The organism is Planosporangium mesophilum, assembly GCF_016863255.1.
Taxonomy (GTDB): Bacteria; Actinomycetota; Actinomycetes; order Mycobacteriales; family Micromonosporaceae; genus Planosporangium; species Planosporangium mesophilum.
This window is the reverse complement of record NZ_BOON01000041.1, coordinates 64,338-87,192: the sequence shown is the minus strand read 5'-3', so window position 1 is coordinate 87,192 and position 22,855 is coordinate 64,338. Positions and strand designations below refer to the sequence as shown.

The window sequence follows — 22,855 nt, the reverse complement described above, 5'->3', positions numbered from 1 at the left end:
CGCCGAGGGAGCGCCTCGCCTACCGCCAGTGTCCCCGACAGCGCCAACCAGGTGATCACGTCGACGCTCGGCCGGCGTCAACGGAGCGCCTCCACCAGGGACGCCGTGGAGTACACCAACCCGAGCAGGGTCGCGGCGACCCACACCACCGTCGCGGCGGCAGCATCTCGATACGGACGTAACTGTCCAAAGTTGACGGTGAAAGACGGGCGCGACCGGATGCCGTCGCGGTCAAACGCGGCGCCGTCGCGGGCCGAATGTCCCAGCCGTTACGGGCCTTTCGCTACTGCCGAGGCCTACCACCGCTCGCCAGGCTGGAGCCGGCATCACCCGAGGAGGGGCGAGGACATGACAACCAGATTCAACGGACCGGTCGTCGTCTGTGTCGACGGCTCATCGCCCTCGTACACCGCCGTCGACTGGGCGATCGCCGAGGCGCGGCGGCGCGAGGTACCCCTTCGTGTCGTGCACGCCTTTCACCCGTTCGACTACACCGGTCCTGGCATCAAGGAGCGGCAGACGGCGGCGGACGAAACAACCGCCAAGGTGGAAGCGTACGTTCGCGGCGCACCCGGCGAGCTGGACGTCAGCGTTGCGATACAGGCGCTCGTCGACCTGCGCGAACGCAGCGCCGAGCGCAAGGCCCTGCACCCGCTGCTCGCCCCCGCGTCGATCGCCGTCGTCGGCGCCGGCCGCAAGCCCGGCGGCGTCGGCCACGAGGTGTTGTGCAACCTTCTCGAACACGGCTTCACCGGCCCGACCTACCCGGTCAACCCTCGGGCGACCGAGATCGCCGGCGTACCGGCGTACCCGAGCCTCGCCGCCATCCCCCAGCCGGTTGACCTAGCGATCATCGCTGTGCCAGCGGCCGCCGTGGAGGCGGTCCTCGCCGAGGCTGGCCAGGCGCGGGTGGGCGCGGCGGTCGTGGTGAGCTCGGGCTTCGCCGAGACCGGTCCCGACGGGCGGGCTGCGCAGGCCACCCTGGTGCGGACCGGCTCGCCGGTCAGCTCTCGATGATCTGGTCGGCGGTGAGCCGTGGCGTCGCGGGCGGCGCGGGCGCGTCCGGGTCGGGGTAGCCGATCCGGACGGCGAGGTACGGGTACCCGAGGCCGGACAGCAGGCGGCGCAGCGCCATCCGCGCCGCGACGACCTCCACGACCGCGCTGATCGGCAGCAGGGACAGGTCCCTCGCGGTGGCGGTGAGCCAGCCGGCGCTGAGGGCCTCGCCGGCGCGCACCCAGGCCAGCGGGGTGTCACTGTCGCCGTGCAGGATCCCGTACACGGCGGCGAGGTCGTGGCCCTCGTCGACCGGCAGCGTGCCGGGAGGACCGAAGTAGCGACCCGGCACCTGCGTCTGGGGCGCGTGCCGGGGTACGGCGCCTGCGGGTATGCCGGTCGCGTCGCGGCGTTCACCGCCGACCCAGCGTGCGATCTCGTCCCGGTGCGCCTCCTCGGTGACCTCGGTACGTTCGGCGGCGGCCATCGCGGCCGCCAACTCCACCACCTGGTCACGGCGGAGCAGGTACAGCCGGGTGTCTTCGGCGGTAACCGCGGCGACGATCGCGTCCAGTGCCGCCTGGTCCACCGGCCGGTCGGTGATCGGCCGGCGGTCGGTACGGCGCCGCGATGCCGCGTCCAGCAGCACGCGCGCGTGTTCGTCCGACTCTCCGCGCCCGGTGACGGTGATGGTCGCGAGCAGGTCCGGCTGATTCTGGTCGGGTAGACGCCGTACGTCGATGCGCCAGCCGGCCGCGGTCAACGCCAGCCGGGCATGGTGCAGCGCGGCGCCGCAACTCTCGGTGAGCAGCCGACCGTCCGGGTCTTCGACCTCGAGTTGGCGGCTGCGGTCGGCGTACAGGTCAAGGGTCCGGCCGTCGCTGATCCGCCATCGCCACGGCTGGGTGTTGTGGATCGACGGGGCGGCGCGTGCGGCCTCGACCGCGGCGCGTAGCGCCGTCACCTCGCTGTCCTGCGTCTGTGTCATCGCCCTTCCCTCGCCCGACGGCGTTGCACTACCGCTGCGTCCGACGAACACCTACCCGGCGCGGCTGGGGTCAACCGGGCCCGGCTCGCGGCCGACCCTGCGCGTCGGCGATGTCGATCACGTCGGCGGGTGCGCGGCGGGCGGCGGCGGCGAGCGGGCTGTCGCCGGGCACACCGAGCCGGAGCGCGACCATCGGGTAACCGGCGCCGCTGAGCAGGTCGCGCAGCGTCTGTCGGGTGGCGGGTACCTCGATGACGTCGCTGATAGGCGACGCCGCAGCCCCCTCCGCGGTGGCGGTCAGCAGTACCGCCGACAACGCCTCGCCCGCGGCCAGCCAGTCCGCGGGGGTGTCCGTGTCGGTGGACAGGATGGCGTAGCACGTGTGCCGGTCGACGAGGTCGTGCGTCGTGGTGTCCGGCACTCCACCGGGGTCGAGGTTCCGCATCGGCACCGGTCGCGGCTCGTGGTGGGCCGCCGTGGCCGGCTCGATCCCGTTGCGGGTGCCGTGTGGCCGGCCGGTCCAGGCCGACAGCTCCGCCCGGTACCGCGGGTCGGCGAACTCGGTCCGGCCCGCCCGGGCCGTGGCGACCGCCAGCCGTTCCACCTCGTCCGGGCCCAGCGGCCGCAGGTGGGCACCCTGCGTCTCGGCCGCCTCGCACAGCTGGTGCAGGGCTGGCGGCGGCACGTCCACCTCGGCGAACGGCCGGCGGTCGGTGTGGCGCCGGGCCATCGCCCACCGCAGACGCAGCATCGCCCGTTCCGGCTCCCGGACGCCCACCACCTGCATGCGGGCCAACAGGTCCGGGTCACCCTCGTCGGGTAGGCGGGCCACCTCGGCGGCAAATCCGACGGTGGCCAGCGCGACACACGCGTGATGCAGCGCCGCGCCGCAGCTCACGGTCAACAGCCGGCCGTCGGGGTCGACCGTGGGGAGCTGGCGTTGCCGGTCCGCGCGCAGCTCGGCGACGTCGTCGGCGATCCGCCAGCGCCACGGCTGGCTGTTGAATATCGACGGCGCCCGGCCGGCGACAACGGCGGCCTGCGTGAGGGCCCGGGTCGCCGGCTGCGCCTGCCTGGCAGCTCGCGGCTCGATGAACTCGGTCATGACCTTGTGCACCCTCCTGCCGTCGCCCCTGTCAACGGCACCCTGGTCGACGCGGCAACGGCACACCAGATCCTCTGCCCACTCCGAACGGGTGGTACCGGGCCGCGCCGCCCGACTCGGCCGGACCTTCGTCCGGGGGTACGGGCGGGTTCGCCCAGCGCACGCATCGGCCGGGACCAAAGGCCGGTTCGTACGGGTCGAACGGCAGCAGCGGCGGCTCAGTGGCGCGCGGACGCTGAGGGTGCCTGGATCGTCGATGTGAAGGAGCCTCACGATGACCACGCAAGGCCACCCCTCGGGAGGCGACACATCCTCGGCACAGGTCCTGCCCGTCGTCGCCGGCGTGGACGGCTCCGCCCCCAGCCTGGAAGCGCTCCGGTGGGCGGCCCTGGAGGCGCAGCGCCGCCACGTCGAACTCGAGGTGGTCCTGGCCTACCACTGGCGGATTCCGGGAGCCGCCCTGGCGGTCAGCCCCGAACTCGCAGAGCAGGTCACCGACTTCGCCACCGCGGTCGTCGACGCGGCGGTCGCGGAGGCGCGTACCACCGCACCGCACGCCCGCGTTCACGGCCGAGCGGTGGAGGGCGAGCCGGCACCGGTACTGCTGGAAGCGGTGGACGGCGCCGGCCTGGTGGTCGTCGGCAGCCGGGGCGCCGGTGGCTTCGCCAGCCTGCTCACCGGATCGGTCAGCGTCCGGGTGGCCACCCAGGCGCCCTGCCCGGTGGTGATCGTCCGGGGTCGCGCCGACGACGACATCGGCCCGGTGGTCGTCGGTGTCGACGGGTCGGCTCCGGCCGACGCTGCCGCGGGGCTCGCGTTCGAGGAGGCCTCACGCCGCGGCTGCGCGCTGGTCGCGGTACGGGCGTTCCACGTACCGCTGCCGCCGTACACCATGGGCCCGCCCCCGCTCCTGCCCGACCCGGCCGAGATCGGGGCGGGTCTTCGCTCCGAACTGGTCGGCCAGCTCGCGAAATGGCGCGACAAGTACTCCGACGTGCCCGTGGAGTACGCCGTCAGCCAGGGCAGCGCCGCCGCCGCGCTGGTGGACCAGTCCCGGCGGGCGTCACTGGTGGTCGTCGGCAACCGCGGCCACGGCGCGGCCAGAGGCACACTGTTCGGCTCGGTCGGCCTGCAACTGCTCCACCACGCCGACTGCCCGGTACTGATCACCCGTACGCGAACCTGACGCGAGTCGCCGCGCGCAAGCGGGGACGTAGGCAGTCCACGGCCGGGACATCCGGCCCTGTACCGGCACCGGCTGACAGGGCAATGGTTGAGGCGACCAGGGAGGTGTGAACGCAGTGTTCCCGGAGATCTCCTGGTTCCATGGCTCCCCTCTGCCGTTCGTAGTACTGGTCATCGTGGCCGCTGCCCCGGCGACGGTGGTGATCATCAGCACCGTCCGATCCCACCGGCGCTCCCATGGAGGTGGGCGATGAAGAACCGCGTCGTGGTCGGCGTCGACGGCTCCGACCGCAGCCTCGACGCGGTGGATCTCGCCGTACGCGAGGCCGCCGCGCGGGATCTACCGCTGCATGTGGTGTACGCCTACCTGTGGCCGTACGTCGCCGCCCCACCCGGCGCGGCGCCGGTGAGCCTGTCCGACGATGCGCTGCGCCACGACGCCGAGCGGGTCGTGCGGGGAGCCGTCGAACGGGCCCGCACGACCGGACCGTCCGTGGAGATCACCGGAGAAACGGTCGTCGGGGCGCCGGCTGCGGCGTTGACGGACCGGTCGCGCACAGCGGCACTGGTCGTCGTCGGTGACCGCGGGCTCGGCGGGTTCACCGGCCTGCTCGTCGGATCCGTCGCCGTGGCTCTGGCCCCGCACGCCGCCTGCCCGGTGCTGGTCGCCCGCGGGCGTACCGATCCCACCGGAAACGTGCTCGTCGGCGTCGACGGGTCACCGGCGGGCGAACCCGCCGTCGGGTTCGCCTTCGAGGAGGCGGCGCTCCGCGGCGCGGACCTGACCGCCCTGCACGCCTGGACCCACCCCGTACGCGCCGAACCCGGCGACATGCTGCCCCTGGTCTACGACCCCGCCCAGGTCCGGGCCGGAGAGGAACGCGTCCTTGCCGAGGTGCTCGCGGGCTGGTGCGACAAGTACCCCGACGTGACTGTGCAGCGCCGACTGGTCCACGGCCACACCCGGCAGTCCCTCATCGGGGCGACCGGGCAGGCCCAGCTCGTCGTCGTCGGCTCCCGCGGCCGGGGCGGATTCACCGGCCTGCTCCTGGGCTCGGTCAGCCAGGCGGTACTGCACCACGCCGCCTGCCCGGTCGCCATCGTTCACCAGACCCACGCACAGATCCGTTCGTGATGACCCGACCCGCTGTCTCACCGGGACAGACCAGCACCCCGCGCGAGGCGTTCGTGGAGTGGCAGCAACGCTTCGGCCAGCCAGGCATGTCCGCGCTGCGCAGGCTCGATGAGGTGAAAGCCCAGCGAGGCGTGATCGGCGACGACGACGTACGGCGGATCGCGGCGGAACTGGGGTGGCCGGTCGCCGCCCTGTCCGGTACGGCATCGTTCTACGCCGACCTCGCCGGGACGGGCCGCGGCCGCCGACACGTCCGGGTCTGTACCGGCACCTCGTGCTTCGTCTCCACCCTGGGCCGGCACGTCACGCAGGCCGAGACCGCACTCGGGGTGCCCTGTGACGGCTGCGCCTCGGACGGTTCGGTGTCGCTTCAGGGGGTGCACTGCCTGGGCTACTGCTACGCCTCGCCGGCGGCCCTCGACGGAGACCGGCCCCGAACTGGTCCGAGCCTGGGTGGTCTGCTTGAACCCGCCGACGGAGACGAGGGCACCGCTCCCCCGGTTCCGTACCGCAGTACGGGCCGCCGCGCCGTGGTCCTCGCCGGAATGGTCGGCGCCGAAGGCCCGTGGGAGGTGTGGCCGGGCGTCCTGGCTGCCGGCTCCCCGGCCCACGTGATCGCCGAGGTGGGCAAGTCCGGCCTGCGCGGGCGCGGCGGCGCCGGTTTCTCACGGCTGTCGCCGCTTCGGCGATCGTCGTCGGTGAGGTGGGCGAGCAGGAACAGTCGATCCAGCGCGAGGAGCGCCAGATCGAAGACATCGAACAGGTCATCCTCGCCCGCCTCGCGGAGATCGATGCCCGCTTGCAGAGGATCGAGCGTCGATCCGCGGGACCGTTGGACGGGTAGCGACCGTATCCCGCAGCAGCAAGCTCCACGATGGATAGTGGAGCGGGCACCCTCACGAGCAATTGTCAAGACTTGTGGATGAGAGATCTCGATTAGGCGGCCTCGGTCGGGGCGAGGGCGGTATCGCCGGTCGGTCGTTCGACGAGCTTGCCGCTCTCGAAGCCGCGTCGATGCCCTTGTCGTCCATCCTCGGCGCGACCGCGTTCACCGCCACGGCCGAGGTGAGCACCGGCCGGTGCGACCGGCGGTTGGCCCGCCTTGACATCCAAGACGCGATCGCCTCGGCGGCAGCCCCACGAGTACGAGCATGCTGCGTGACCTGCCCAGACGAGATTTTCGGCAAGTGCATGGTCGGCACCGAGTTGTCGTTCTAGAACGGTGATCTGATGCCGCAGAGCCAGAATCTCCGCGTCCTTCCCCGCCTCCCATCGGTAGCGGCCGCAGCATCACGACGCCGGCGCTGATGCTGACGCGCTCGAAATGTTTGTGTCACCGACATAAGGAAACTGTTCGGACCTGGCGCCGCCGCAGAAGGCGTAAGCCTGAGGTGGCCGTGGGTGGACTTCCGATTGGCTGCCGACAGAGGTCAGCGACCCTAGAAGAAGGTGACGCGCATGGCGAAGTACCTGTTTCAATCCACTTATACGACCGAAGGCGTTCGGGGCCTCCTCGACGAAGGTGGCAGCGGCCGCGTCACGCAGACCGAGAACTTGATCACCCGTCTCGGAGGCCGGCTGGAGTCGTTCTACTTTGCCTTCGGTGGTGCGGACGTCTACCTCATCGTGGATCTGCCTGACAACGCAACGGCCGCCGCCATCGCCCTTGTCGCTACCGCCTCCGGCGCGGTCAGGACGAAGACGGTTGTACTGCTTACGCCAGAAGAAATTGATCGAGCCGCCCAACAAAAGGTCAGTTTCCGGCCACCTGGTGCCCAATAGGCCCGAATCCAAGGGCCACTCCGATCCACTGACACTCAGGGCGCTCTGCCTGGCATCCACCACCCCGTTCAGAACCCGGTCAACATGGAGCCATTTTCATCGTGACGGTGCTGGTCGTACCCGGCTGAGACCGACGTGCGGCACGCCGACATAGGGGCGATCAGGTGAGCTGTGGCGCGCGAAACTCGTGCCGCGGTTCGACCGAGACGTGCGGGGACAGCGCGCGGAGGAAGCCGGGCGCGTCGAAGATCTCGCCAGCGGAGGCGACGCCGCTCGTCCTCGTCTGACCGCCGAGAATGCGATGGACCGCTTCCACCGCCAGCGGTGCGCTGACGGCGTAGATGTCCGGCAGGTCGCCCTCGTCGACGTAGTACTCCAGCCGATTTTGAACATGCGGATCATCTCGACGGATCCGTCCGAGAACTTCGCGAGGGCGGTGACGCGTCCGGACAGCACCGCGCGCGGCGGCGCTCTCGACGTCCACCGCGTCACCGAATACGCCGTATCAGGCGGGTGGCAGCGGCACCGATGTTCGCAGTTGGTCAACCAGCGTCATCCAGGTGGACGCTGTCGTGGCCCAGGCCGGCACGACCTGTGGAGGCTGTTCCTCGCCCAGACCGCCGACGAACAGGTAGCGGTACTCGACCGTCGTGAGATGCCTGAGTACATCGAGTTGGTCATCGACGAAGTGCGTGATCCCGAGTCGTTGACATACCCGCGCCTTGTCTGACCGCTCACGTACGAAGTGGAGGTGGTGGGCGGGGATGCCGGTCTGTTCGAAGAACCGGTGGTGTGCCAGCCACGCTCGAGTGTTGGCCGCGACTTTGGGCCCGGCCTTGGACACCAGGTGCACCCGACCGGCAAACGGATGCGCCGCGAGAACTGTGAGGACTTCGAACGCGCCGTCCACGGCTGGTGTCCGTAAAGGGTGCGAGCCGAAAAACGAGGTGTCCTCCCCACCGGTCGCACGGTCTACCACGACTCCGCCGACGTCCACCCCGAGGGTGGGAGGCAACGGCGACGGATCCAGCTCACGGCAACGCAGCCGGTCATGGTCGGCCCGCTGTTCGGTACGTCCCTGCCGGGTCACCGCACACCTCGCATCCGACCAGCGCACGCCCCTGCGGAAGGGCACCGTCCTGCTGACGCTACCGTCCGGCTCGTCCATGGCGGACGACTGTCGGCAGGGGGCTACCTGTCAGAAGCATGTGGATCGCGAGCGAACATGAGGCAGGCGGATCCGAGACCGAGTGGGGCCAACGCTGGCGGACTGCCCGAAGCGGCCGGTCCGCCGGCGTGCTCAGGCGTGCGGCGGGTATTGCACGAGCTCCGTGCCGCCAGCCGCCCGGTGAGCTGTCGCTGCGGCGGGCTGAGTGACCAGGGCTGGGCGCTCAGCGCGGCTCCGGCGTCACCAAACCGGTCTCGTACGCCGTGATGACCAGCTGCGCTCGGTCCCGGGCCGCGAGCTTGCTGAGCAGGCGTCCGATGTGGGTCTTCACGGTGCCGAGCGTCACGTGCAGGTGCTGCGCGATCTCCGTGTTGGACAGTCCGCGGGCGATCAGGGCCAACACCTCACGTTCCCGCTCGGTGATGACCTCCAGTCCGGTCGGCGCACCGGAGGCCGGCCGGGCCTGCTGGGTGAACGTGTCAATCAGTCTGCGGGTGACCCGGGGCGCCAGCAGCGCCTCGCCCGAGGCGACCACCCGGATGCCGGCCAGCAACTCGGCTGCCGTGGCGTCCTTGACCAGGAACCCGCTGGCGCCTGCCCGCAGGGCGGCGTAGACGTACTCGTTCAGGTCGAAGGTGGTGAGGATGAGCACCCGCACGGAGGCGGTCTCCGGCCCCGCACAGATCTGCCGCGTCGCCTCGATGCCGTCCATGTCCGGCATCCGGACATCCATCAGCACCACGTCGGGCAGGTGCTGCCGGGCCAGCCGCACCGCCTCGGTACCGGTGCGGGCCTCGCCCACCGCGATGAAGCCCGGCGACGCGTCGAGCAGGGCTCGGAAGCTCTCCCGCATGAGGGCGTGGTCGTCGGCGAGGAGCACACCGATATCTGACGAGGGCGGTCGATCCGAGGCGGACGGCGCATCCGTCATGCGGTCTCCTCCGCTGCGACGTACGGGATGTCGGCGACCACCTGGAACCCGCCCTCCGGCCGCGGCCCCGTCGTCAGGGTGCCTCCGTACATCGTCACACGCTCGCGCATGCCGATGAGGCCCTGCGCGGCGGACCGCCGGCCGGACGACCGGTGCGCGCGGCCGTCGTCCAGGACCTCGATGTGCACGCCGCCGTCCCGGGCCCGCACCGTCACCTGGCAGTGGCCGGCGTTGGCATGCTTCATCACGTTCGTGAGCGATTCCTGGACGATCCGGAAGACGGTGAGGTCAACGGCCTGCGGCAGCTCGCCGGCGCCGTCCAGGCGCAGATCCACCTCCAGCCCGGCGGAGCGTAGCCGGTCGGCGAGGTCGGACAGGTCGGCGGTCCCAGGTGACGGGCCGAGTTCGGCGGCCGTATCGGTATCCGACCGCAGCACGTCGAGCAGCCGCCGGATCTCGGTGAGCGCGGCCCGGCTGGTCCGCTCGATGGCCGAGAGGGCGGCACGCGTCTCGGCCGGTTGCTCCGTGGCGATGTGGTTGGTCACGGAGGCCTTCACCGCGATCAGGCTCATGCTGTGCCCGACGATGTCGTGCAACTCCCGGGCGATCCGCAACCGCTCGGCGGCCACCGCGTCCCGCGCGAGTTGGCGGGCCGAGTCGGCCTGGACCGTCCGGCGCCACCGAACCACCCGGCCGGTGGCCCAGGCCGCGGCAATCGCCACGGTGACCATGCCGACCTCGACCTGCCACCACAACGGCACCTCGCTGCCGGGCCCGTCGGCCGGCGTGATCCCGAACCTGTCGTAGAGCCACGGAATGGTGACTGCCGGCGCGGCCAGACCGCCGGCCAGGGCGACCGCCGCGGCGACGCGACCCGCAGCGGTGGCCGCCGTGTAAAGCGCCAGCGCGACGGGCGCGTACGTCACCCAGATGACCCCGATTCCCACGACGCCGAGCGCCGTCGCTGCCGCGGCGGCCACCGCCACCCAGCCGAGCACCGGCAACGGCCAGCGGCGGCGGACCGCCACCGGAAGCCCCACCGCGGCGCCCGCCAGCCACGCCACCCAGGCCGGACCGGCAAAGGCCGGGCCCGGCGGGTCGATCGTGGCGTAGGCCGTCAGATACACCAGTACGCCGGCGACAGCGGTGTCCACCACGGTGCCGCGTACCTCGAATCCGAAGAGGCGGGAGCGCACGCGCTGACGCTATATCGGCGGCCAGGACGGCGCGTCTGACCGTGGTATGACGCGAAATTTCTGACCGTGGTCAGACGCGCGGGAACGCCCGCCCGCTGAACCATCTTCCCGTGATCGTGGTAACCGAGCTGACCAAGCGGTACGGACCGACGCCGGCACTCGACCGGCTGTCGTTCGAGGTCCATCCGGGAGTGGTGACCGGCTTTCTCGGTCCGAACGGGGCGGGCAAGTCCACCGCCTTACGGATCATTCTCGGCCTGCACCGTCCGACCTCCGGCGAGGCGTTGATCGGCAACCGCCGGTACGACCGGATCCGCCGCCCGATGCGCGAGGTGGGCGCCGTGCTCGACGCCGATGCCGCCCACCCCGGCCGCACCGCCTTCCACCACCTCGCCTGCCTGGCCCGCAGCAACGGCATCGGCATGGCCCGCGTGACAGCAGTACTCGAGCAGGTCGGCCTGGCGAGCGTGGCGCACAAGCGGGTGGGCGGATTCTCGCTCGGCATGCGGCAGCGCCTCGGGATCGCCGGCGCACTACTCGGCGACCCGGCCGTGGTCCTGCTCGACGAGCCGGTCAACGGGCTCGACGCAGCCGGCATCCGGTGGATCCGCTCGACCCTGCGGTCCCTGGCCGCGGAGGGCCGCACCGTGCTGCTCTCCAGCCATTTGATGAGCGAGATGGCGCTCACCGTCGACCACGTGCTGATCATCGGCCGGGGCCGGCTGCTCGAAGAGACCTCCATGGCGGAGATGCGCGATCGGTTCGAACGCGACGTGCTCGTGCGGTCCCCGCGGGCGGACGAGCTCGCCCCCATCCTGACCGGCCTCGGAGCGTCCGTCACGGCCACGGAGGATGGCGCGCTCGTCGCGGTCGGCGTGGACGCGCCCACTATCGGCGACGCCGCCGCGGCGGCGTCGATTCCCATCCACGGGCTCACGCCCCGCAGCGCCCCGCTCGAGGACGTCTACCTGGAGATGACCAGCGAGGCGGCCGAGTACCGGGCCGCCGCGGAGAGGGTGGCACAACCATGACCACACTGCGAAAATGTCCGGCCACGGCGGACACCAGCAGCGCTGCGGTCCCGACCGTGCCGCGCTCACGGGTGTTCCGGGACGCGGTGGCCGCCGAGTGGATGAAGCTCCGGACCCTCCGGTCGACGTACGCGTTCCTCGCCAGCAGCGCAGCGGCAACCCTGCTCGGGATGCTCATCCTGTTCCTCCTGATCCAGTCCTTCGACCAGGCGACGGCGGCCGAGCAGGCGAACTACGAGACGGCCGACCCGACCGTGGTGGTCATGCCGTTCGTGATCTTCTTCGTCGGATCGATCGGCGCCATGTCGATCACGAGTGAGTTCACCACCGGCTCCATCGGCCCCGGCCTGCTGGCCGTGCCGCAGCGCCGGGTACTGCTGGGCGCCAAGGCGACGACGGCCGCCGCGGTGGGCCTTCTCGGCGGGTTGCTGTTCGCGCTGCTGGCCTTCGCCGGCGCAACCCTGTTGCTGTGCGACCGTCCTGCGCCGCTCAACCCCTGGCCGACCTGGACGGACGCGATGCCGACGGTGTTCTGTGCGGCGCTCGTCGTGATGGTCACCAGCACCGTGGCGCTGGGTCTGGGAGCCGTGGTGCGCTCGACCGCGTCGACGCTGGTGACCCTTGGCGGCCTCGTCCTGGTAGCGCCGATCTTCGCGCACTTCCTGCCGACGACGTGGCAGCTGCGGTTCGGTTCGATCCTCCTCCCGAACCTGACACCACAGCTCGCGGGTGGCAACCACCCGTACCTGCTGTCGCAGGCCGGCGCGGCCGCCGTGATCGTCGTGTACGTGGTCGTCGCGCTCGGTGCCGGGGCACTCAGCTTCAGCCGCCGCGACGCATCCTGACCCAACCCCTCGATAGCCCTTCCGAGCTTCGTCATCAAGGAGACAGTTCGATGTCGTATCTCGACAGCAACAGCCACGTTATCGCTGCCAGTGACACCGGGGCGACGGTCGCGGGGATCGGGGTGAGTTCGGCAGTAAAGTGGGATCGCTGGTGTCTGAAGCTGTCCGAAGTGCCGCCGATTGTGTTGGTGAACCGCGGTACAGGCCGTGGGTCAACACAGCGCCGTGCGCAGCACGTGCACCGCGTTGCTGAGAACCTGACGGACACAGCGCATCTCGACAGCCGTCCAGCGGGGACGGTAGGTGTCCTCACCGACCAGCCAGGGCAGGTTGGCGGCAGTGAGCTTGTCGTGGCAGCGGCCCTCCACCCGTGTGAGGACGGGCCAGGCGCCCGTCACGCTCGCCGCTACATCCCACTGGAAGTTCCACAGGCCCAGCGCCCAGCCAGGGTCGAGTGTGGTCCGCTGGCCGCGCAACCACGCCTGCGCCGGCTCGAAATCGAGCGTGGACCGCCCGATGCTGTCGTCGCCGTCCTCGGCCCCCAACCCGACCCAGCCCGCCCGCAGGGCGTGCTCCTCGCAGGCGTCCGCCGTGGGCCAAGTCAGCACACAACCCGCCCGGACGGCGAGCCGGTCGATGTCGCCGTCAGGTCCCCACCACACTGCGACTTCGCGGCCGTCGAAGCGCAGCGTGACCACCTCGCCGCGAAGCGGCGCCATCTCGTCGTTGCTTGCACGGGCGCACGGGGTCATGCCGGACATCGTGCCGGAGGCCAGCCCCTACTCACGAGAGGGGGCAGTGGGACGGGGCGCGAAGCCGCCGACGAGACCGGCTCAACAGCTGGTTTGTTTAGACACCTCTGTCCCACCTTGCGAACGCGCAGTGGCCACCCTCAAAGGCTGGAAGATCCTGACCAAGCTGCGTCGCTGCCCGCGCCGTGCCACCGCGATCGTGCAGGCCATCGTTGTCCTGCACCACATCGAAGCCCGGCACCAGCCAGGATGAAAATGGCTCATTCAACTACAAATCCGCACTACGTGCACCTTCGCGACCCTATGATCACCCGTCGTGGAAAGAACAGAGATCGACGGCGTGACCGTGTTGTGGGCCGAGGGCCCGGCGCCGCTCACGGCGACCCTGACCTTCGGCTGCGGCGTCCGCGACGAGTCGTTCATGAGCATCGGGGTCACCCACCTCATCGAACACCTCGCGATGAGCACGCTGCCCAGGCTGCACCACGATCACAACGCGAGCGTCGATCTGGAGGCCACGAACTTCTACGCGACCGGTCGCCCGGAGCAGATCGTGGCGTTCCTGCGCCAGGTCTGCGAGGCGCTCGCCGACCTGCCGCTGGACCGGCTCGCGACCGAGGCGAGCGTACTCGCGGCCGAGGGGGGCCACGCCACCCATCCGACCGCCGCCTGCCTGCTGTCGCGGCGGTACGGCATCCGGGGCCCCGGTCTGGCGCCGTGGGCCGGGCCGGGGTTCGACACCATCACGCCGGAGGTCGTGCGCGCCCACGCGGCCCGGTACTTCGTGGCCGGCAACGCGGTACTCCAGCTCACCGGAGCACCCCCGGCCGACCTGAGGCTCCCGCTGCCCGCGGGGCCGCGGGGCGACCACAACGTACCGCCGGCGCGGCAGCAGGACGGCCCGCTCTGGTCGGCCGAGCCGGCCTCGCCCGAGGTGGGACTGTCGCTGGTCGCCGGACGCCACGTCGGCTGGCCGGTCGGGATGGCGGTGCTCGCCGAGCGGGTCACCCAGCGAGCGCGGCACGAGCGCGGAGTCAGCTACGACATCGGCCTCGCAGGCGCTCTCATCGACGGCGATCACGTCGAACGGACGCTGATCGCGGACGCCAGGCAGGGGCACGAGGCGGTCGTCGCCGCGATCCTGTGGGAGGAGGCGCGCCGGCTCGCCGATCAAGGGCCCACCGCAGCGGAGCTCGACCACGAGCGCGAGGCGATCCGGGAAATGTACGCCGACCCGCGCGCCGTCGAAGCGGAGCTGGGCCACGCAGCCGAGGCCGAGCTCTTCGGCTTCGGCGCGATGACGCCGACCGAGCGACTCGCCGCCGTCGACGCGCTCACGCCGGGCGACGTCGCCGGGCTCTTCGCCGCCGCCCTGCCTACGGCGCTGCTGGTCATGCCCGAAGACGTGAAGCCGGACCTGCCAGGGGTCGGGGAAGGCGGCTGCCCGCGCGGGCGGACCGTCCCGGCCGGCCCCGTCTTCCGCCCCACCGGCCGTGTCAAGCAGGACGGACCCGGCGAACGGGGGTCCTACCTCGTCCTCGCCGACGACGGGGTCGCCTACGTCCAGCCGGACGGGGACGTCCACCACGTCCGCTTCGACGATGTGGTCGGCATGGAGGTCGACGGCGACGCCCGGCTGCTGTTCGGCGCTCATGGCTGCGTGGTGGTAGTCGACCGGTCGCTGTACCGGGGAGCCGAGACGGTCGTACGTGCCATCGACGCCGCAGTCCCCGAGCACCTGCGCTATGTCAACGGCGACGCCACCGATCAGGCCGACAGCGAACGTAGGTCCGGGCCGGCCGGCGGCGGCCGGGCGGTCTCGACCTACGCGCTGGTGACGAAGGCACCCGCGGAGGCGGTGCTGGCGGCGGCCCGGTCCGGGCGGGTAGGCGGCTTCGTCGTGGCCGACCCGCTCGGAACGATCGTCCTTTTCGATCCCCCGTCGAGCGCGGCGACCGGCCGGCGACTCGTCAAACCGGCCCGGGACCTGGTCCGGCGTACCGGCGTACCGGGCTGGCTGCTGCTGGGCGAGGACCACGTGTCCGAGGCGGCGGTGCTCAGCCCAGGCGCGAAACCTCTGTGGCTGCAGTGGGCGGCGGGCTGGACGCCGCCGGAGGACCCGGCGGCGTACCTGGCCGACCGCAAGGCGTGGGACGCGTTCTGCGCCAGGGTCGCTGCCCGGTACGGCGCACCCGACAAGGCGGCAGAGCTCGCGACGGTACGCAACGACCCGGTGCCCGGCCGTGACCAACCGCCCGTGTCCGACCTGCTGCGCCAGGTCTGCGCGGTCTTCGACCTGCCCGACGTCGCCGTCGGCTGTTCCCTGCTCGACTCCCGCGGGCCGGGGCTGCATGGCGCGGAGCGGTTCGACCCGCAGCCGCGTGGAGCGCTTCGTCGGCTGTTCGCGCGGTCGTGAGATGACCGAGGAGATCCGCGTCGTCCGGGCCACGCCGCACCGCATCACCACCCTGGCCGCCGACGTGCCCGTGTCGGTTCTGGCCTCCTCCCACGGCTGGAGCCGGGTGGAGGGGGACGTCGCCGCACTCAGCGTCGCGACCGGTACCGCCGGCTGCGTGCTGCGCGTCGGCGACGACGCGACGCTGAGCCTGCTGCTGCACAGCCCGGACGGGACCGTCATCGGGCCACTCGACGCGGCCAGCGCAGAGCCCGAGATGGTCCAGGCGGTGGCGGTCTTCGGACTGCCGGACGGCGCCACCGTGCTGCACCGGGCGCTAACCGCGACCTCGCCGTGGTACGACCCGCCGGCCCGCCTGGCCGATGCATGCCGGGCCCTTGGCGTACCGCCGGAACTCATCACCGCCGCCGAGCCAGGCCGCCCGGCACCCACGCCGATCGGGGTAGCCGCAGAAGTCGGGGTGGTGCTCGTGCATGCGCCGGTGGACGCGGCCGCCGCCGATGCGCCGTTGAGCCGCCAATCGGCGTGGACGGTGCCGCTCGGCACCCGGTGGAGCCTGCATGTGTGGGACGGTTCGGGAGAACCGACATCGCTGGTGGACGCGGCCATGGCACTCGCCGAGCAGCAGCGCACCACCCTGGCCTACTGGTGGTCGGGGCGGACCGCCGGGTTCATCCTCACGCGCGGCAACCGGATCGCCGGCGCACATGAGTGGGGCGGCGACGCGCCGAACACCCCGAACAGCACCGCACAGGCCGGCCAGGCGCTGGCCGAGGAGTTCCGGGTACCCGAGCAGGCCCCAGCCCTGGTCGCGCTGCTCCGCAGCACGGACCTGGCGCCCGACGACGCACTGGCTGCCCTGTGCCGGCTGCTGAGAATACCGGCGGAGCTGGTCGGGCAGACATCAGAGGAGCTGGCCACGTGGGCCACCGCAGTGCCGGGCGCACGACACACCGACCGGCTTGGTTTCGCGGCCGCGGTGGCGCACGCGGTGCGGGAAGCGCCGCCCGACAACATTCTTGAGGACCTGTCCAAGCGTCGGCCGGGCTGGTATCGGCTACTCAACGGGCTTGTCGCGGTCGTGATGGGGTTGAGCACCGCGCTGCTTGCCCTGTTGTGGCACTGGAACGCCATGAGCGGTTGGTGGGTACTGGTCGGGGTGCTCACGACACTGAGCTACGCCTGGGGGCTGCGCCCGGGGCGGCGTTGACCCGACCACCCTCCCCGGAGCGGATGGTTAGGCCCGCTCAGCGGTAGACGCGTACTACTGGCGGGCCGAACACCCCGACGATCCCTGCCCTTGCCGAAAAGGCGCCACTGTGCGGAAAGGCCACCCGGACGTCCGATGCGGACAGTGACGAGCGCACCGTCAGCCGGCGCGCCTCGTCGCGGCTACTTGGAGACTTTCTGCAGGACCGCCTTGCGCGCGGTGGCAATCGGCCTTGATGGCGCGGGCCGGACGCTGTGCCCTGCTGGCCTACCGCAGCCACCGCAGTGCGGCGTCGGCGGTGTCCTCGGGGCTGCTATTGAAGGCGATGGCCGCACCGGGAGCATGCTGCCGGACCAGGTTGACCACCTTCTCGAAGAATTCGACCAACGGCTCGTGCTTGCGGATACCGCCCCCAACCACCACGCAGGCGTAGTCCTTTCGGGTCAGCGCCTCGACAATCGCTGCTTCGGCGTTCTCGTCGGGCGCCACCAAGCACAAGTCGGCCTCGATACCATGATCGTCGAAACGGGCCTGACCGCGTGTTATCGCCGCCACGACCGGCTCAGGATCCCAGCCCGGAATCCTGACGGGATCGAGCCCGACCACCAGCACCCGCCCCAGTGCCATGCATCCTCCTGCTTCCTACAGAACGATCTGGCCCCGGCACCGCGGTCCATGTGGGCACCGAGTTCACCAAACACCGTCAACTTCGCCGAAGGGCGTGTCACACGATCCCGATGCTGCCACAGGTAGTACCGGACGTGCTCGATTCCCGGCGGGCCGAAGGTTACCGGTCTCCTCCTCCACGGCTCCCTGGATTGAGTATCTTCTTTGTGGCCCCAGGGAATCCGTCCCCCGGGGGGGGGTGCTCCCGCACTGGTCCGGCGAGGTGAGATGTTCACACTGGTGCACAGTCCCCTGGTGGGTCCACTGACCTGGGGTCCCGTAGCGGACCGGCTGGACGCCGCGGTTCCGTCTCTTGTGGACCTGGAACCGCCGTACTGGCGCTCGGTCGCTGAGAAGGTCGCCGCCGCCATCACCGAACCGGCGATTCTGGTCGTGCACAGCAACGCCGGCCTCTTCGTGCCGGTGATCGCGGAAGCCGCCCCGGTCGCCGGATGCCTCATCGTCGACGGCCGGCTACCCGGGCACACCGGCCGCATGCACGACTTCCTGCAGCCCATGGTGGGCGGCGACGGTCTTCTGCCGCCGTGGACCGAATGGTGGGGTGACGCCGACCTGGCGCCGCTGTTCCCGGACGAGGAGACGCGTGCCGCGGTCTCCGCCGAAGTGCCACGGCTGCCGATCGGGTACTTCGAGGAGCAGATCCCCGGGCCGCCCGGCTGGGACGCGAAGCCGTGCGGTTACCTGCGATTCAGCGAGGCGTACGTGGCGGAGGCCGAGGAGGCGGCGCGGCGCGGGTGGCCCGTGGAACACCTGCCCGGCCTGCACCTGCACCAGCTCGTAGACCCCGATGCCGTAGCCGAGCGGATCGTCGCGATGACGCGTTCCTGGGCCGTTCAAAGATGACGTCAACGCGCTCGATCCGGCCGGCAGCGTAGCCACTGTTGCCACAGGGGCGGGTACCCGGAGCGCCGTCGAACTGTGGATTCGGCTGCGCGCGCTGGTCTGAAAACAACAAAGGCAAGGAGCAGAACTCCTCGCCACTATTAACATATACCGCACCCCCGGGCTTGCGGCAAGACCCCGGTCGTGGCGCACAATCGTCGGCCGAGCGCAAGAATCGGCACATCAGGGGGGAATGCATGTTCGATGTGATCATCGTCGGGGGCGGGCCGACCGGCATGATGCTGGCGAGCGAACTGCGTCTGCAAGGCGTCAACGTGCTCGTGTTGGAGAAGGAGACCGAGCTGCCACCATTCGTGCGCTCGCTCGGGCTGCACGTGCGCAGTATCGAGGTGATGGATCAGCGGGGGCTGTTGGAACGGTTCCTCGAAAACGGCAAGCAGTACCCGATCCTTCCCGGCGGCGTCCGGGGATTCTTCGCGGGCATCGAAAAGCCCGCTCCCACCGGGCTGGACACCGCGCACGGATACGTGCTCGGCATTCCGCAGACGCTCACCGACCGGCTGCTCGCCGAGCACGCGGCCGAAGTCGGAGCCGAGATCCGGCGCGGCTGTGCAGTGGTCGGGCTGGAGCAGGACGACCACGGCGTGACCGTCCACCTTGAAGATGGAACCGCAACGCCGTTGCGGGCGCGGTTTGTCGTCGGCTGCGACGGTGGGCGCAGCACGGTTCGGAAACTGCTCGGGGTCGGATTCCCAGGCGAGCCGTCGAAAATCGACACGCTGCTGGGCGAGATGGAGGTGACGGCGTCCCCGGACGACATCACCGAAGTGATGACCGAGGTGCGCAAGACCGAGAAGCGGTTCGGGATCGGACCGTCGGGCAAGCCGGGGGTGTTCCGGGCGGTCGTGCCGGCGGAGGGCGTGGTCGAAGATCGTTCGGTGCCACCGACGCTCGAGGAGTTCAAGCAACAGCTGCGCAAGTACGCCGGCACCGACTTCGGCGCGCACTCCCCCCGCTGGCTGTCGCGCTTCGGCGACGCGACCCGCCAGGCCGAGCGCTACCGGGTCGGACGGGTGTTTCTGGCCGGGGACGCCGCGCACGTCCACCCGCCGATGGGTGGGCAGGGGCTCAATCTCGGGATCCAGGACTCGTTCAACCTGGGTTGGAAGCTGGCGGCGGCCATCAACGGCTGGGCGCCGGACGACCTGCTGGACAGCTACGAGTCCGAGCGGCATCCGGTGGCCGCCGACGTGCTGAACAACACCCGTGCACAGATGCAGCTGACGACCAACGAGCCCGGGCCGCAGGCGGTTCGGCGGTTGTTGGCGCAGCTGATGGACTTCAACGACGTCAACCGGTTCCTGATCGAGAAGATCACGGCGATCAGCATCCGGTACGACTTCGGTGAGGGCCATGCCCTGCTCGGGCGGCGACTGCGCGACGTCCAGCTGAAGCATGGGCGCCTGTTCGAGCTGATGCGCACCGGCAGCGGGCTGCTGCTCGACCAGACGGGGCGGCTTTCGGTGGACGGCTGGGCCGACCGGGTCGACCACGTCGCCGACATCAGCGAAGAGCTGGACGTGCCGGCGGTACTGCTTCGGCCGGACGGGCACGTCGCGTGGGTCGGCGAGGATCAGCAGACGCTCGAGGTCGCGCTGGCCAAGTGGTTCGGCGCCGCAGGAGCTCCTACGGCCGGGTGAGGGACGCTTCGAGGACTGAAGGTACCGCAGAGGTGCATGATCGGGCTGCCCTCGGACCATTCGAAGTGGCATTGCGGCCGCCCGCCGGTGGCGTCGCGCAGGGCGAGCAGGATCGCGGCGATGGCCCCGACCGGCGCTCGGCAGCGTACAGTTCGGCGTCGGTCCAGCCCTCGCCGCCGGCCAGTGGCGTCAGCCGGTCCGCTGGCGTCAGCCGGTCGGCGGCGAAGTGCCGGATGAAGCGCCCTGCCGCGGCTGCCCGTCGGCCAGGCCGGCGGCCAGTTCCCGGGCGATGTCGAATCCGCCCCGCATCTGCCGACTCCACGCGTGGCCGATGACTCTCCGTGCCTGGCTGTCCGCTCCTCAGCTCGACCGATCGTCCGCCGGCCGGGGTTTGGGCCCAGGCAGCGCGAGGCGCAGGACGTTCTTCCAGACGCTGGCCGTCTGGCGCAGCAACGAGCCGGTGTTGTAGCGCAGGCCGTAGCGCTGACACAGCTCGCGCACTCTGGGGGCGATCTCGGCGTAGCGGTTGCTGGGCAGGTCGGGGAACAGGTGGTGTTCGATCTGGTGGCTGAGGTTTCCGGTCATGAGGTGCAGCAGCGGGCCGCCGGTGATGTTCGCGGACCCGAGCAGTTGGCGGATGTACCACTCGCCGCGGGTCTCGCCGTTGAGTCGGTCTTCGGTGAAGACCTCGGCGCCGTCGGGGAAGTGGCCGCAGAAGATGACCGTGTGCGACCAGACGTTGCGGGCGGCGTTCGCGGCGGCGTTGCCCAGCAGGGTCGGCAGGAAGGACGGGCCGGCCAGTAGCGGGAACGCCACGTAGTCCTTGATCACCTGTCGGCCCGCCTTGCGCGCGACACCACCCAACTGGGTCAGCGCCTCGGTCCAGCTCTTCTCCCCGCGCCAGGCGCGTTCGAGCTCGGCGTCGTAGATGGCGATGCCCCATTCGAAGAAGGCCGCCAGGATCGCGTTGTAGAGCGGTTGGGTGAGGTAGATCGGGTGCCAGGGCTGCTCGGGACTGACCCGCAGGGCGGCGTAGCCGATGTCGCGGTCCTTGCCGAGAATGTTGGTGTAGGTGTGGTGCACGACGTTGTGCGAGCGTTTCCACATGTCGGCCGGCGTAGCGGAATCCCACTCCCAGGTGGTCGAGTGGATTTCGGGGTCGCGCATCCAGTCCCACTGTCCATGCAGGACGTTGTGGCCGATCTCCATGTTCTCCAGGATCTTCGCCACGGCCAGACAGGCGGTGCCCGCCAGCCAGGCCGGCGGCAGGATCGACACCATCAGCAGGGTGCGGCCGGTCGCCTCCAGGCCGCGCTGGACGGCGATGACCCGGTGGATGTAGCGGGCGTCGCTCTCGCCTAGGCTGGCGGTGATCTCGTCGCGGAGCTGGTCGAGTTCACGGCCGATCTCCTTGATGTCGACCTCGCTCAGGTGCGCGGTCACGCTGACACGCTCGGGTACGCGCGCGTCCATAGATTGGCCTCCGATAGGTGAGTTACAGATCAATCTCGACGGGGCCGGCGGCCGCCGACACGCACGTTTGGATCAGCTGTCCCTCGTCGCCGTACTCACGGCCGGTGCGCAGGTCGCGAACCCGGCCGGCGCGCAGCCGGGCCACGCAGCTGTAACAGATGCCCATGCGGCAGCCGCTGGGCATGAGCACGCCGGCGTTCTCGCCGACGACCAGCAGCGGGGTGACGCCGTCGGCATCGGCCCACCCGCCGCTGGCGGTGAACCGGACCCGGCCGCCGATGCCGCCGACCGTCACGGTGGGCCGGAATCTCTCAACGTGCAGCCGGTCGGCCAGTCCGGCGCGCCGCCAGTGCCGCTCGGCGTCGTCGAGCATCCCGGCCGGGCCGCACGCCCAGGTGTGGCGCCGCCGCCAGTCCGGGCAGACGCGGCGCAGTTGCGCCATCGTGAACCGGCCGTCGATGCGGGTGTGCCGCTCGTACAGCCGCAGGCTGGCAAACCGGGCAGCCAGGGCGCGCAACTCCGTGCCGAAGATGACCTCATCCGAGGCGGGCGCGGAGTGCACCAGTACCGCGTCGGGCATCCGGCCGTGGGCGGCCAGCCCGCGCAGCGTCGCCGCCACCGGGGTGATCCCGCTGCCTGCGGTCAGGAACAGCAGCCGGTCCGGCGGTGGCTCTGGCAGCGTGAACTCGCCCTGGGCCGCCGCGAGGTGCACAATCGTGCCGGGCGTCACCCGGCGGACCAGGTACGGCGAGACCAGGCCGTGCGGGTCGGCCTTGACGGTGATCGTGACGCGCCCGTCGGCGCGTTCGGGGGGCGAGGACAGCGAGTAGCTGCGCCAGTGCCGCACGCCGTGGATGTCGATGCCGATGCGCGCGTACTGGCCGGCCCGGTGCCCCTCCCAGCCCCGCCCGGGGCGGATCACCAGGGTGGCCGCGTCCGCGGTCTCCGGTTGCACCGCCTCGACCCGGCCGCGCAGTTCGCGGGACGACCACAGCGGGTTGATCAGCCCGAGGTAGTCGTCGGGTAGCAGCGGCGTGGTCAACCAGGTCATCGCATCCAGCAGGTGCCGGCGGACGGCCAGCCGGCTTCCGCTCCCGGCTGCCTCCGCCACGGCCCTGGTCAGGGCTTCGGCCGCACGTGCCAACCGCGCACCCCCTTTCCGCACCGCCGCCTACCCTTACGTAACCGGCGCCTAACGTAGATTCCGGTCGACAGGCCGGGGGCGTCATCGATTGGGCTGGTAGCGCCTGTGGTCGCGGATGCAGGTCCGGAGCACGTCGACGCGACGTCCGGACAGGCCAGCGGTGGCTTGGCAGCGGCCCTGGCGAACACCCTGGGCCTTCGTCAATCAGCCAGGGTCAGATCAGCTGCGGAACGCGAGGTACGTGGCGCTTCGACTCGGCCCGCAAGAG

General features: G+C 70.8%; 22 protein-coding genes and 2 pseudogenes. 14 read left to right on the top strand and 10 right to left on the bottom strand.

Features of this window, described 5'->3' with window-relative positions:
- Positions 1-348 precede the first annotated feature (348 nt).
- Positions 349-1,017 carry a CoA-binding protein gene (locus Pme01_RS22025; protein WP_239088387.1) on the top strand — a complete coding sequence of 223 codons (669 nt, stop codon included), beginning with the start codon at positions 349-351 and terminating at the stop codon, positions 1,015-1,017.
- Here Pme01_RS22025 and Pme01_RS22020 read toward each other — a convergent pair.
- Together Pme01_RS22020 and Pme01_RS22015 are read right to left on the bottom strand one after the other, a co-directional pair.
- On the bottom strand, positions 1,004-1,984 hold the full coding sequence (locus tag Pme01_RS22020; RefSeq protein ID WP_168117158.1) for an Acg family FMN-binding oxidoreductase: 981 nt from the start codon (positions 1,982-1,984) through the stop codon (positions 1,004-1,006). The two genes, Pme01_RS22025 and Pme01_RS22020, sit on opposite strands and share 14 nt — an antisense overlap.
- Before the next feature lie 70 nt (positions 1,985-2,054).
- Positions 2,055-3,089, bottom strand: coding sequence for an Acg family FMN-binding oxidoreductase (locus Pme01_RS22015; protein WP_205864338.1), 1,035 nt, complete (start codon positions 3,087-3,089; stop codon positions 2,055-2,057).
- Positions 3,090-3,363: 274 nt separating this feature from the next.
- Between Pme01_RS22015 and Pme01_RS22010 the strand changes: the two genes are divergently transcribed.
- From Pme01_RS22010 to Pme01_RS21990, 6 genes and pseudogenes are all read left to right on the top strand, one after another.
- Positions 3,364-4,275: a universal stress protein gene (locus Pme01_RS22010; protein ID WP_168117159.1), complete on the top strand. Its 912-nt coding sequence runs from the start codon at positions 3,364-3,366 to the stop codon at positions 4,273-4,275.
- 249 nt (positions 4,276-4,524) lie between these two features.
- A complete protein-coding gene (locus Pme01_RS22005) occupies positions 4,525-5,409 on the top strand; it encodes a universal stress protein (protein WP_168117160.1) in 885 nt (294 codons plus the stop codon).
- Positions 5,409-5,768 (top strand): annotated as a pseudogene (locus tag Pme01_RS31825) (NAD(P)H-dependent oxidoreductase subunit E); the annotation flags it as partial. The gene Pme01_RS22005 and the pseudogene Pme01_RS31825, both read left to right, overlap by 1 nt.
- Before the next feature lie 344 nt (positions 5,769-6,112).
- Positions 6,113-6,253 (top strand): hypothetical protein, encoded by a 141-nt coding sequence (locus Pme01_RS31145; protein ID WP_239088385.1) that lies wholly within the window; start codon positions 6,113-6,115, stop codon positions 6,251-6,253.
- 170 nt (positions 6,254-6,423) lie between these two features.
- The gene (locus Pme01_RS21995; RefSeq protein ID WP_168117162.1) at positions 6,424-6,627 is read left to right on the top strand and encodes a hypothetical protein; all 204 of its coding nucleotides are present in this window, start codon (positions 6,424-6,426) and stop codon (positions 6,625-6,627) included.
- A 240-nt stretch (positions 6,628-6,867) separates the two neighbouring features.
- Entirely contained in the window at positions 6,868-7,191 is a 324-nt protein-coding gene (locus Pme01_RS21990; RefSeq protein WP_168117163.1) for a GYD domain-containing protein, read from the top strand.
- Between the two features lie 160 nt (positions 7,192-7,351).
- Here the strand turns inward: Pme01_RS21990 and Pme01_RS31140 are convergent, their stop codons facing one another.
- The 4 genes from Pme01_RS31140 to Pme01_RS21970 all read right to left on the bottom strand — a co-directional run bounded on the left by Pme01_RS31140 (position 7,352) and on the right by Pme01_RS21970 (position 10,486).
- Positions 7,352-7,675 (bottom strand): hypothetical protein, encoded by a 324-nt coding sequence (locus tag Pme01_RS31140; RefSeq protein ID WP_239088384.1) that lies wholly within the window; start codon positions 7,673-7,675, stop codon positions 7,352-7,354.
- Positions 7,676-7,696: 21 nt separating this feature from the next.
- A complete protein-coding gene (locus tag Pme01_RS21980; RefSeq protein ID WP_203935795.1) occupies positions 7,697-8,359 on the bottom strand; it encodes a hypothetical protein in 663 nt (220 codons plus the stop codon).
- Between the two features lie 223 nt (positions 8,360-8,582).
- Positions 8,583-9,290 (bottom strand): response regulator, encoded by a 708-nt coding sequence (locus Pme01_RS21975; protein WP_168117164.1) that lies wholly within the window; start codon positions 9,288-9,290, stop codon positions 8,583-8,585.
- Positions 9,287-10,486 (bottom strand): sensor histidine kinase, encoded by a 1,200-nt coding sequence (locus Pme01_RS21970; RefSeq protein WP_168117165.1) that lies wholly within the window; start codon positions 10,484-10,486, stop codon positions 9,287-9,289. Before Pme01_RS21970 ends, Pme01_RS21975 begins: the two co-directional genes overlap by 4 nt.
- A 110-nt stretch (positions 10,487-10,596) precedes the next feature.
- Here Pme01_RS21970 and Pme01_RS21965 point away from each other — a divergent pair, with 110 nt between their 5' ends.
- Together Pme01_RS21965 and Pme01_RS21960 are read left to right on the top strand one after the other, a co-directional pair.
- Positions 10,597-11,517: an ABC transporter ATP-binding protein gene (locus Pme01_RS21965; protein WP_168117166.1), complete on the top strand. Its 921-nt coding sequence runs from the start codon at positions 10,597-10,599 to the stop codon at positions 11,515-11,517.
- Entirely contained in the window at positions 11,514-12,362 is an 849-nt protein-coding gene (locus tag Pme01_RS21960; RefSeq protein WP_239088383.1) for a DUF2705 family protein, read from the top strand. The genes Pme01_RS21965 and Pme01_RS21960 overlap by 4 nt, the downstream gene beginning before the upstream one ends.
- Positions 12,363-12,574: 212 nt before the next feature.
- Here the strand turns inward: Pme01_RS21960 and Pme01_RS21955 are convergent, their stop codons facing one another.
- Entirely contained in the window at positions 12,575-13,114 is a 540-nt protein-coding gene (locus Pme01_RS21955; protein ID WP_168117167.1) for a hypothetical protein, read from the bottom strand.
- A 121-nt stretch (positions 13,115-13,235) separates the two neighbouring features.
- Here Pme01_RS21955 and Pme01_RS21950 point away from each other — a divergent pair.
- The 3 genes and pseudogenes from Pme01_RS21950 to Pme01_RS21940 all read left to right on the top strand — a co-directional run.
- Positions 13,236-13,367 (top strand): annotated as a pseudogene (locus Pme01_RS21950) (IS5/IS1182 family transposase); the annotation flags it as partial.
- A 63-nt stretch (positions 13,368-13,430) separates the two neighbouring features.
- A complete protein-coding gene (locus Pme01_RS21945) occupies positions 13,431-15,530 on the top strand; it encodes a peptidase M16 family protein (protein ID WP_168117168.1) in 2,100 nt (699 codons plus the stop codon).
- Position 15,531: 1 nt separating this feature from the next.
- Positions 15,532-16,740, top strand: coding sequence for a hypothetical protein (locus tag Pme01_RS21940; RefSeq protein WP_168117169.1), 1,209 nt, complete (start codon positions 15,532-15,534; stop codon positions 16,738-16,740).
- 267 nt (positions 16,741-17,007) lie between these two features.
- Here the strand turns inward: Pme01_RS21940 and Pme01_RS21935 are convergent, their stop codons facing one another.
- On the bottom strand, positions 17,008-17,367 hold the full coding sequence (locus Pme01_RS21935; RefSeq protein ID WP_168117170.1) for a hypothetical protein: 360 nt from the start codon (positions 17,365-17,367) through the stop codon (positions 17,008-17,010).
- Positions 17,368-17,661: 294 nt separating this feature from the next.
- Between Pme01_RS21935 and Pme01_RS21930 the strand changes: the two genes are divergently transcribed.
- Together Pme01_RS21930 and rox are read left to right on the top strand one after the other, a co-directional pair.
- A complete protein-coding gene (locus Pme01_RS21930) occupies positions 17,662-18,270 on the top strand; it encodes an alpha/beta hydrolase (RefSeq protein ID WP_239088382.1) in 609 nt (202 codons plus the stop codon).
- 236 nt (positions 18,271-18,506) lie between these two features.
- Positions 18,507-19,970, top strand: a complete 1,464-nt coding sequence (rox, locus tag Pme01_RS21925) for a rifampin monooxygenase (protein ID WP_168117239.1) — start codon at positions 18,507-18,509, stop codon at positions 19,968-19,970.
- Positions 19,971-20,330: 360 nt separating this feature from the next.
- Here the strand turns inward: rox and Pme01_RS21920 are convergent, their stop codons facing one another.
- The gene (locus tag Pme01_RS21920) at positions 20,331-21,443 is read right to left on the bottom strand and encodes a fatty acid desaturase family protein (protein WP_168117172.1); all 1,113 of its coding nucleotides are present in this window, start codon (positions 21,441-21,443) and stop codon (positions 20,331-20,333) included.
- A gap of 22 nt (positions 21,444-21,465) precedes the next feature.
- Positions 21,466-22,494 (bottom strand): ferredoxin reductase, encoded by a 1,029-nt coding sequence (locus tag Pme01_RS21915; RefSeq protein WP_168117240.1) that lies wholly within the window; start codon positions 22,492-22,494, stop codon positions 21,466-21,468.
- Positions 22,495-22,855: the final 361 nt, after the last annotated feature.

Bases quoted from the DNA above. Each gene is read 5' to 3' on its own strand.
- Pme01_RS22025 (WP_239088387.1), top strand. From the start codon at position 349: ATGACAACCAGATTCAACGGACCGGTCGTCGTCTGTGTCGACGGCTCA.
- Pme01_RS22020 (WP_168117158.1), bottom strand. From the start codon at position 1,984: ATGACACAGACGCAGGACAGCGAGGTGACGGCGCTACGCGCCGCGGTC.
- Pme01_RS22015 (WP_205864338.1), bottom strand. From the start codon at position 3,089: ATGACCGAGTTCATCGAGCCGCGAGCTGCCAGGCAGGCGCAGCCGGCG.
- Pme01_RS22010 (WP_168117159.1), top strand. From the start codon at position 3,364: ATGACCACGCAAGGCCACCCCTCGGGAGGCGACACATCCTCGGCACAG.
- Pme01_RS22005 (WP_168117160.1), top strand. From the start codon at position 4,525: ATGAAGAACCGCGTCGTGGTCGGCGTCGACGGCTCCGACCGCAGCCTC.
- Pme01_RS21995 (WP_168117162.1), top strand. From the start codon at position 6,424: ATGCCCTTGTCGTCCATCCTCGGCGCGACCGCGTTCACCGCCACGGCC.
- Pme01_RS21990 (WP_168117163.1), top strand. From the start codon at position 6,868: ATGGCGAAGTACCTGTTTCAATCCACTTATACGACCGAAGGCGTTCGG.
- Pme01_RS21980 (WP_203935795.1), bottom strand. From the start codon at position 8,359: ATGGACGAGCCGGACGGTAGCGTCAGCAGGACGGTGCCCTTCCGCAGG.
- Pme01_RS21975 (WP_168117164.1), bottom strand. From the start codon at position 9,290: ATGACGGATGCGCCGTCCGCCTCGGATCGACCGCCCTCGTCAGATATC.
- Pme01_RS21960 (WP_239088383.1), top strand. From the start codon at position 11,514: ATGACCACACTGCGAAAATGTCCGGCCACGGCGGACACCAGCAGCGCT.
- Pme01_RS21955 (WP_168117167.1), bottom strand. From the start codon at position 13,114: ATGACCCCGTGCGCCCGTGCAAGCAACGACGAGATGGCGCCGCTTCGC.
- Pme01_RS21940 (WP_168117169.1), top strand. From the start codon at position 15,532: ATGACCGAGGAGATCCGCGTCGTCCGGGCCACGCCGCACCGCATCACC.
- Pme01_RS21935 (WP_168117170.1), bottom strand. From the start codon at position 17,367: ATGGCACTGGGGCGGGTGCTGGTGGTCGGGCTCGATCCCGTCAGGATT.
- rox (WP_168117239.1), top strand. From the start codon at position 18,507: ATGTTCGATGTGATCATCGTCGGGGGCGGGCCGACCGGCATGATGCTG.
- Pme01_RS21920 (WP_168117172.1), bottom strand. From the start codon at position 21,443: ATGGACGCGCGCGTACCCGAGCGTGTCAGCGTGACCGCGCACCTGAGC.
- Pme01_RS21915 (WP_168117240.1), bottom strand. From the start codon at position 22,494: ATGACCTGGTTGACCACGCCGCTGCTACCCGACGACTACCTCGGGCTG.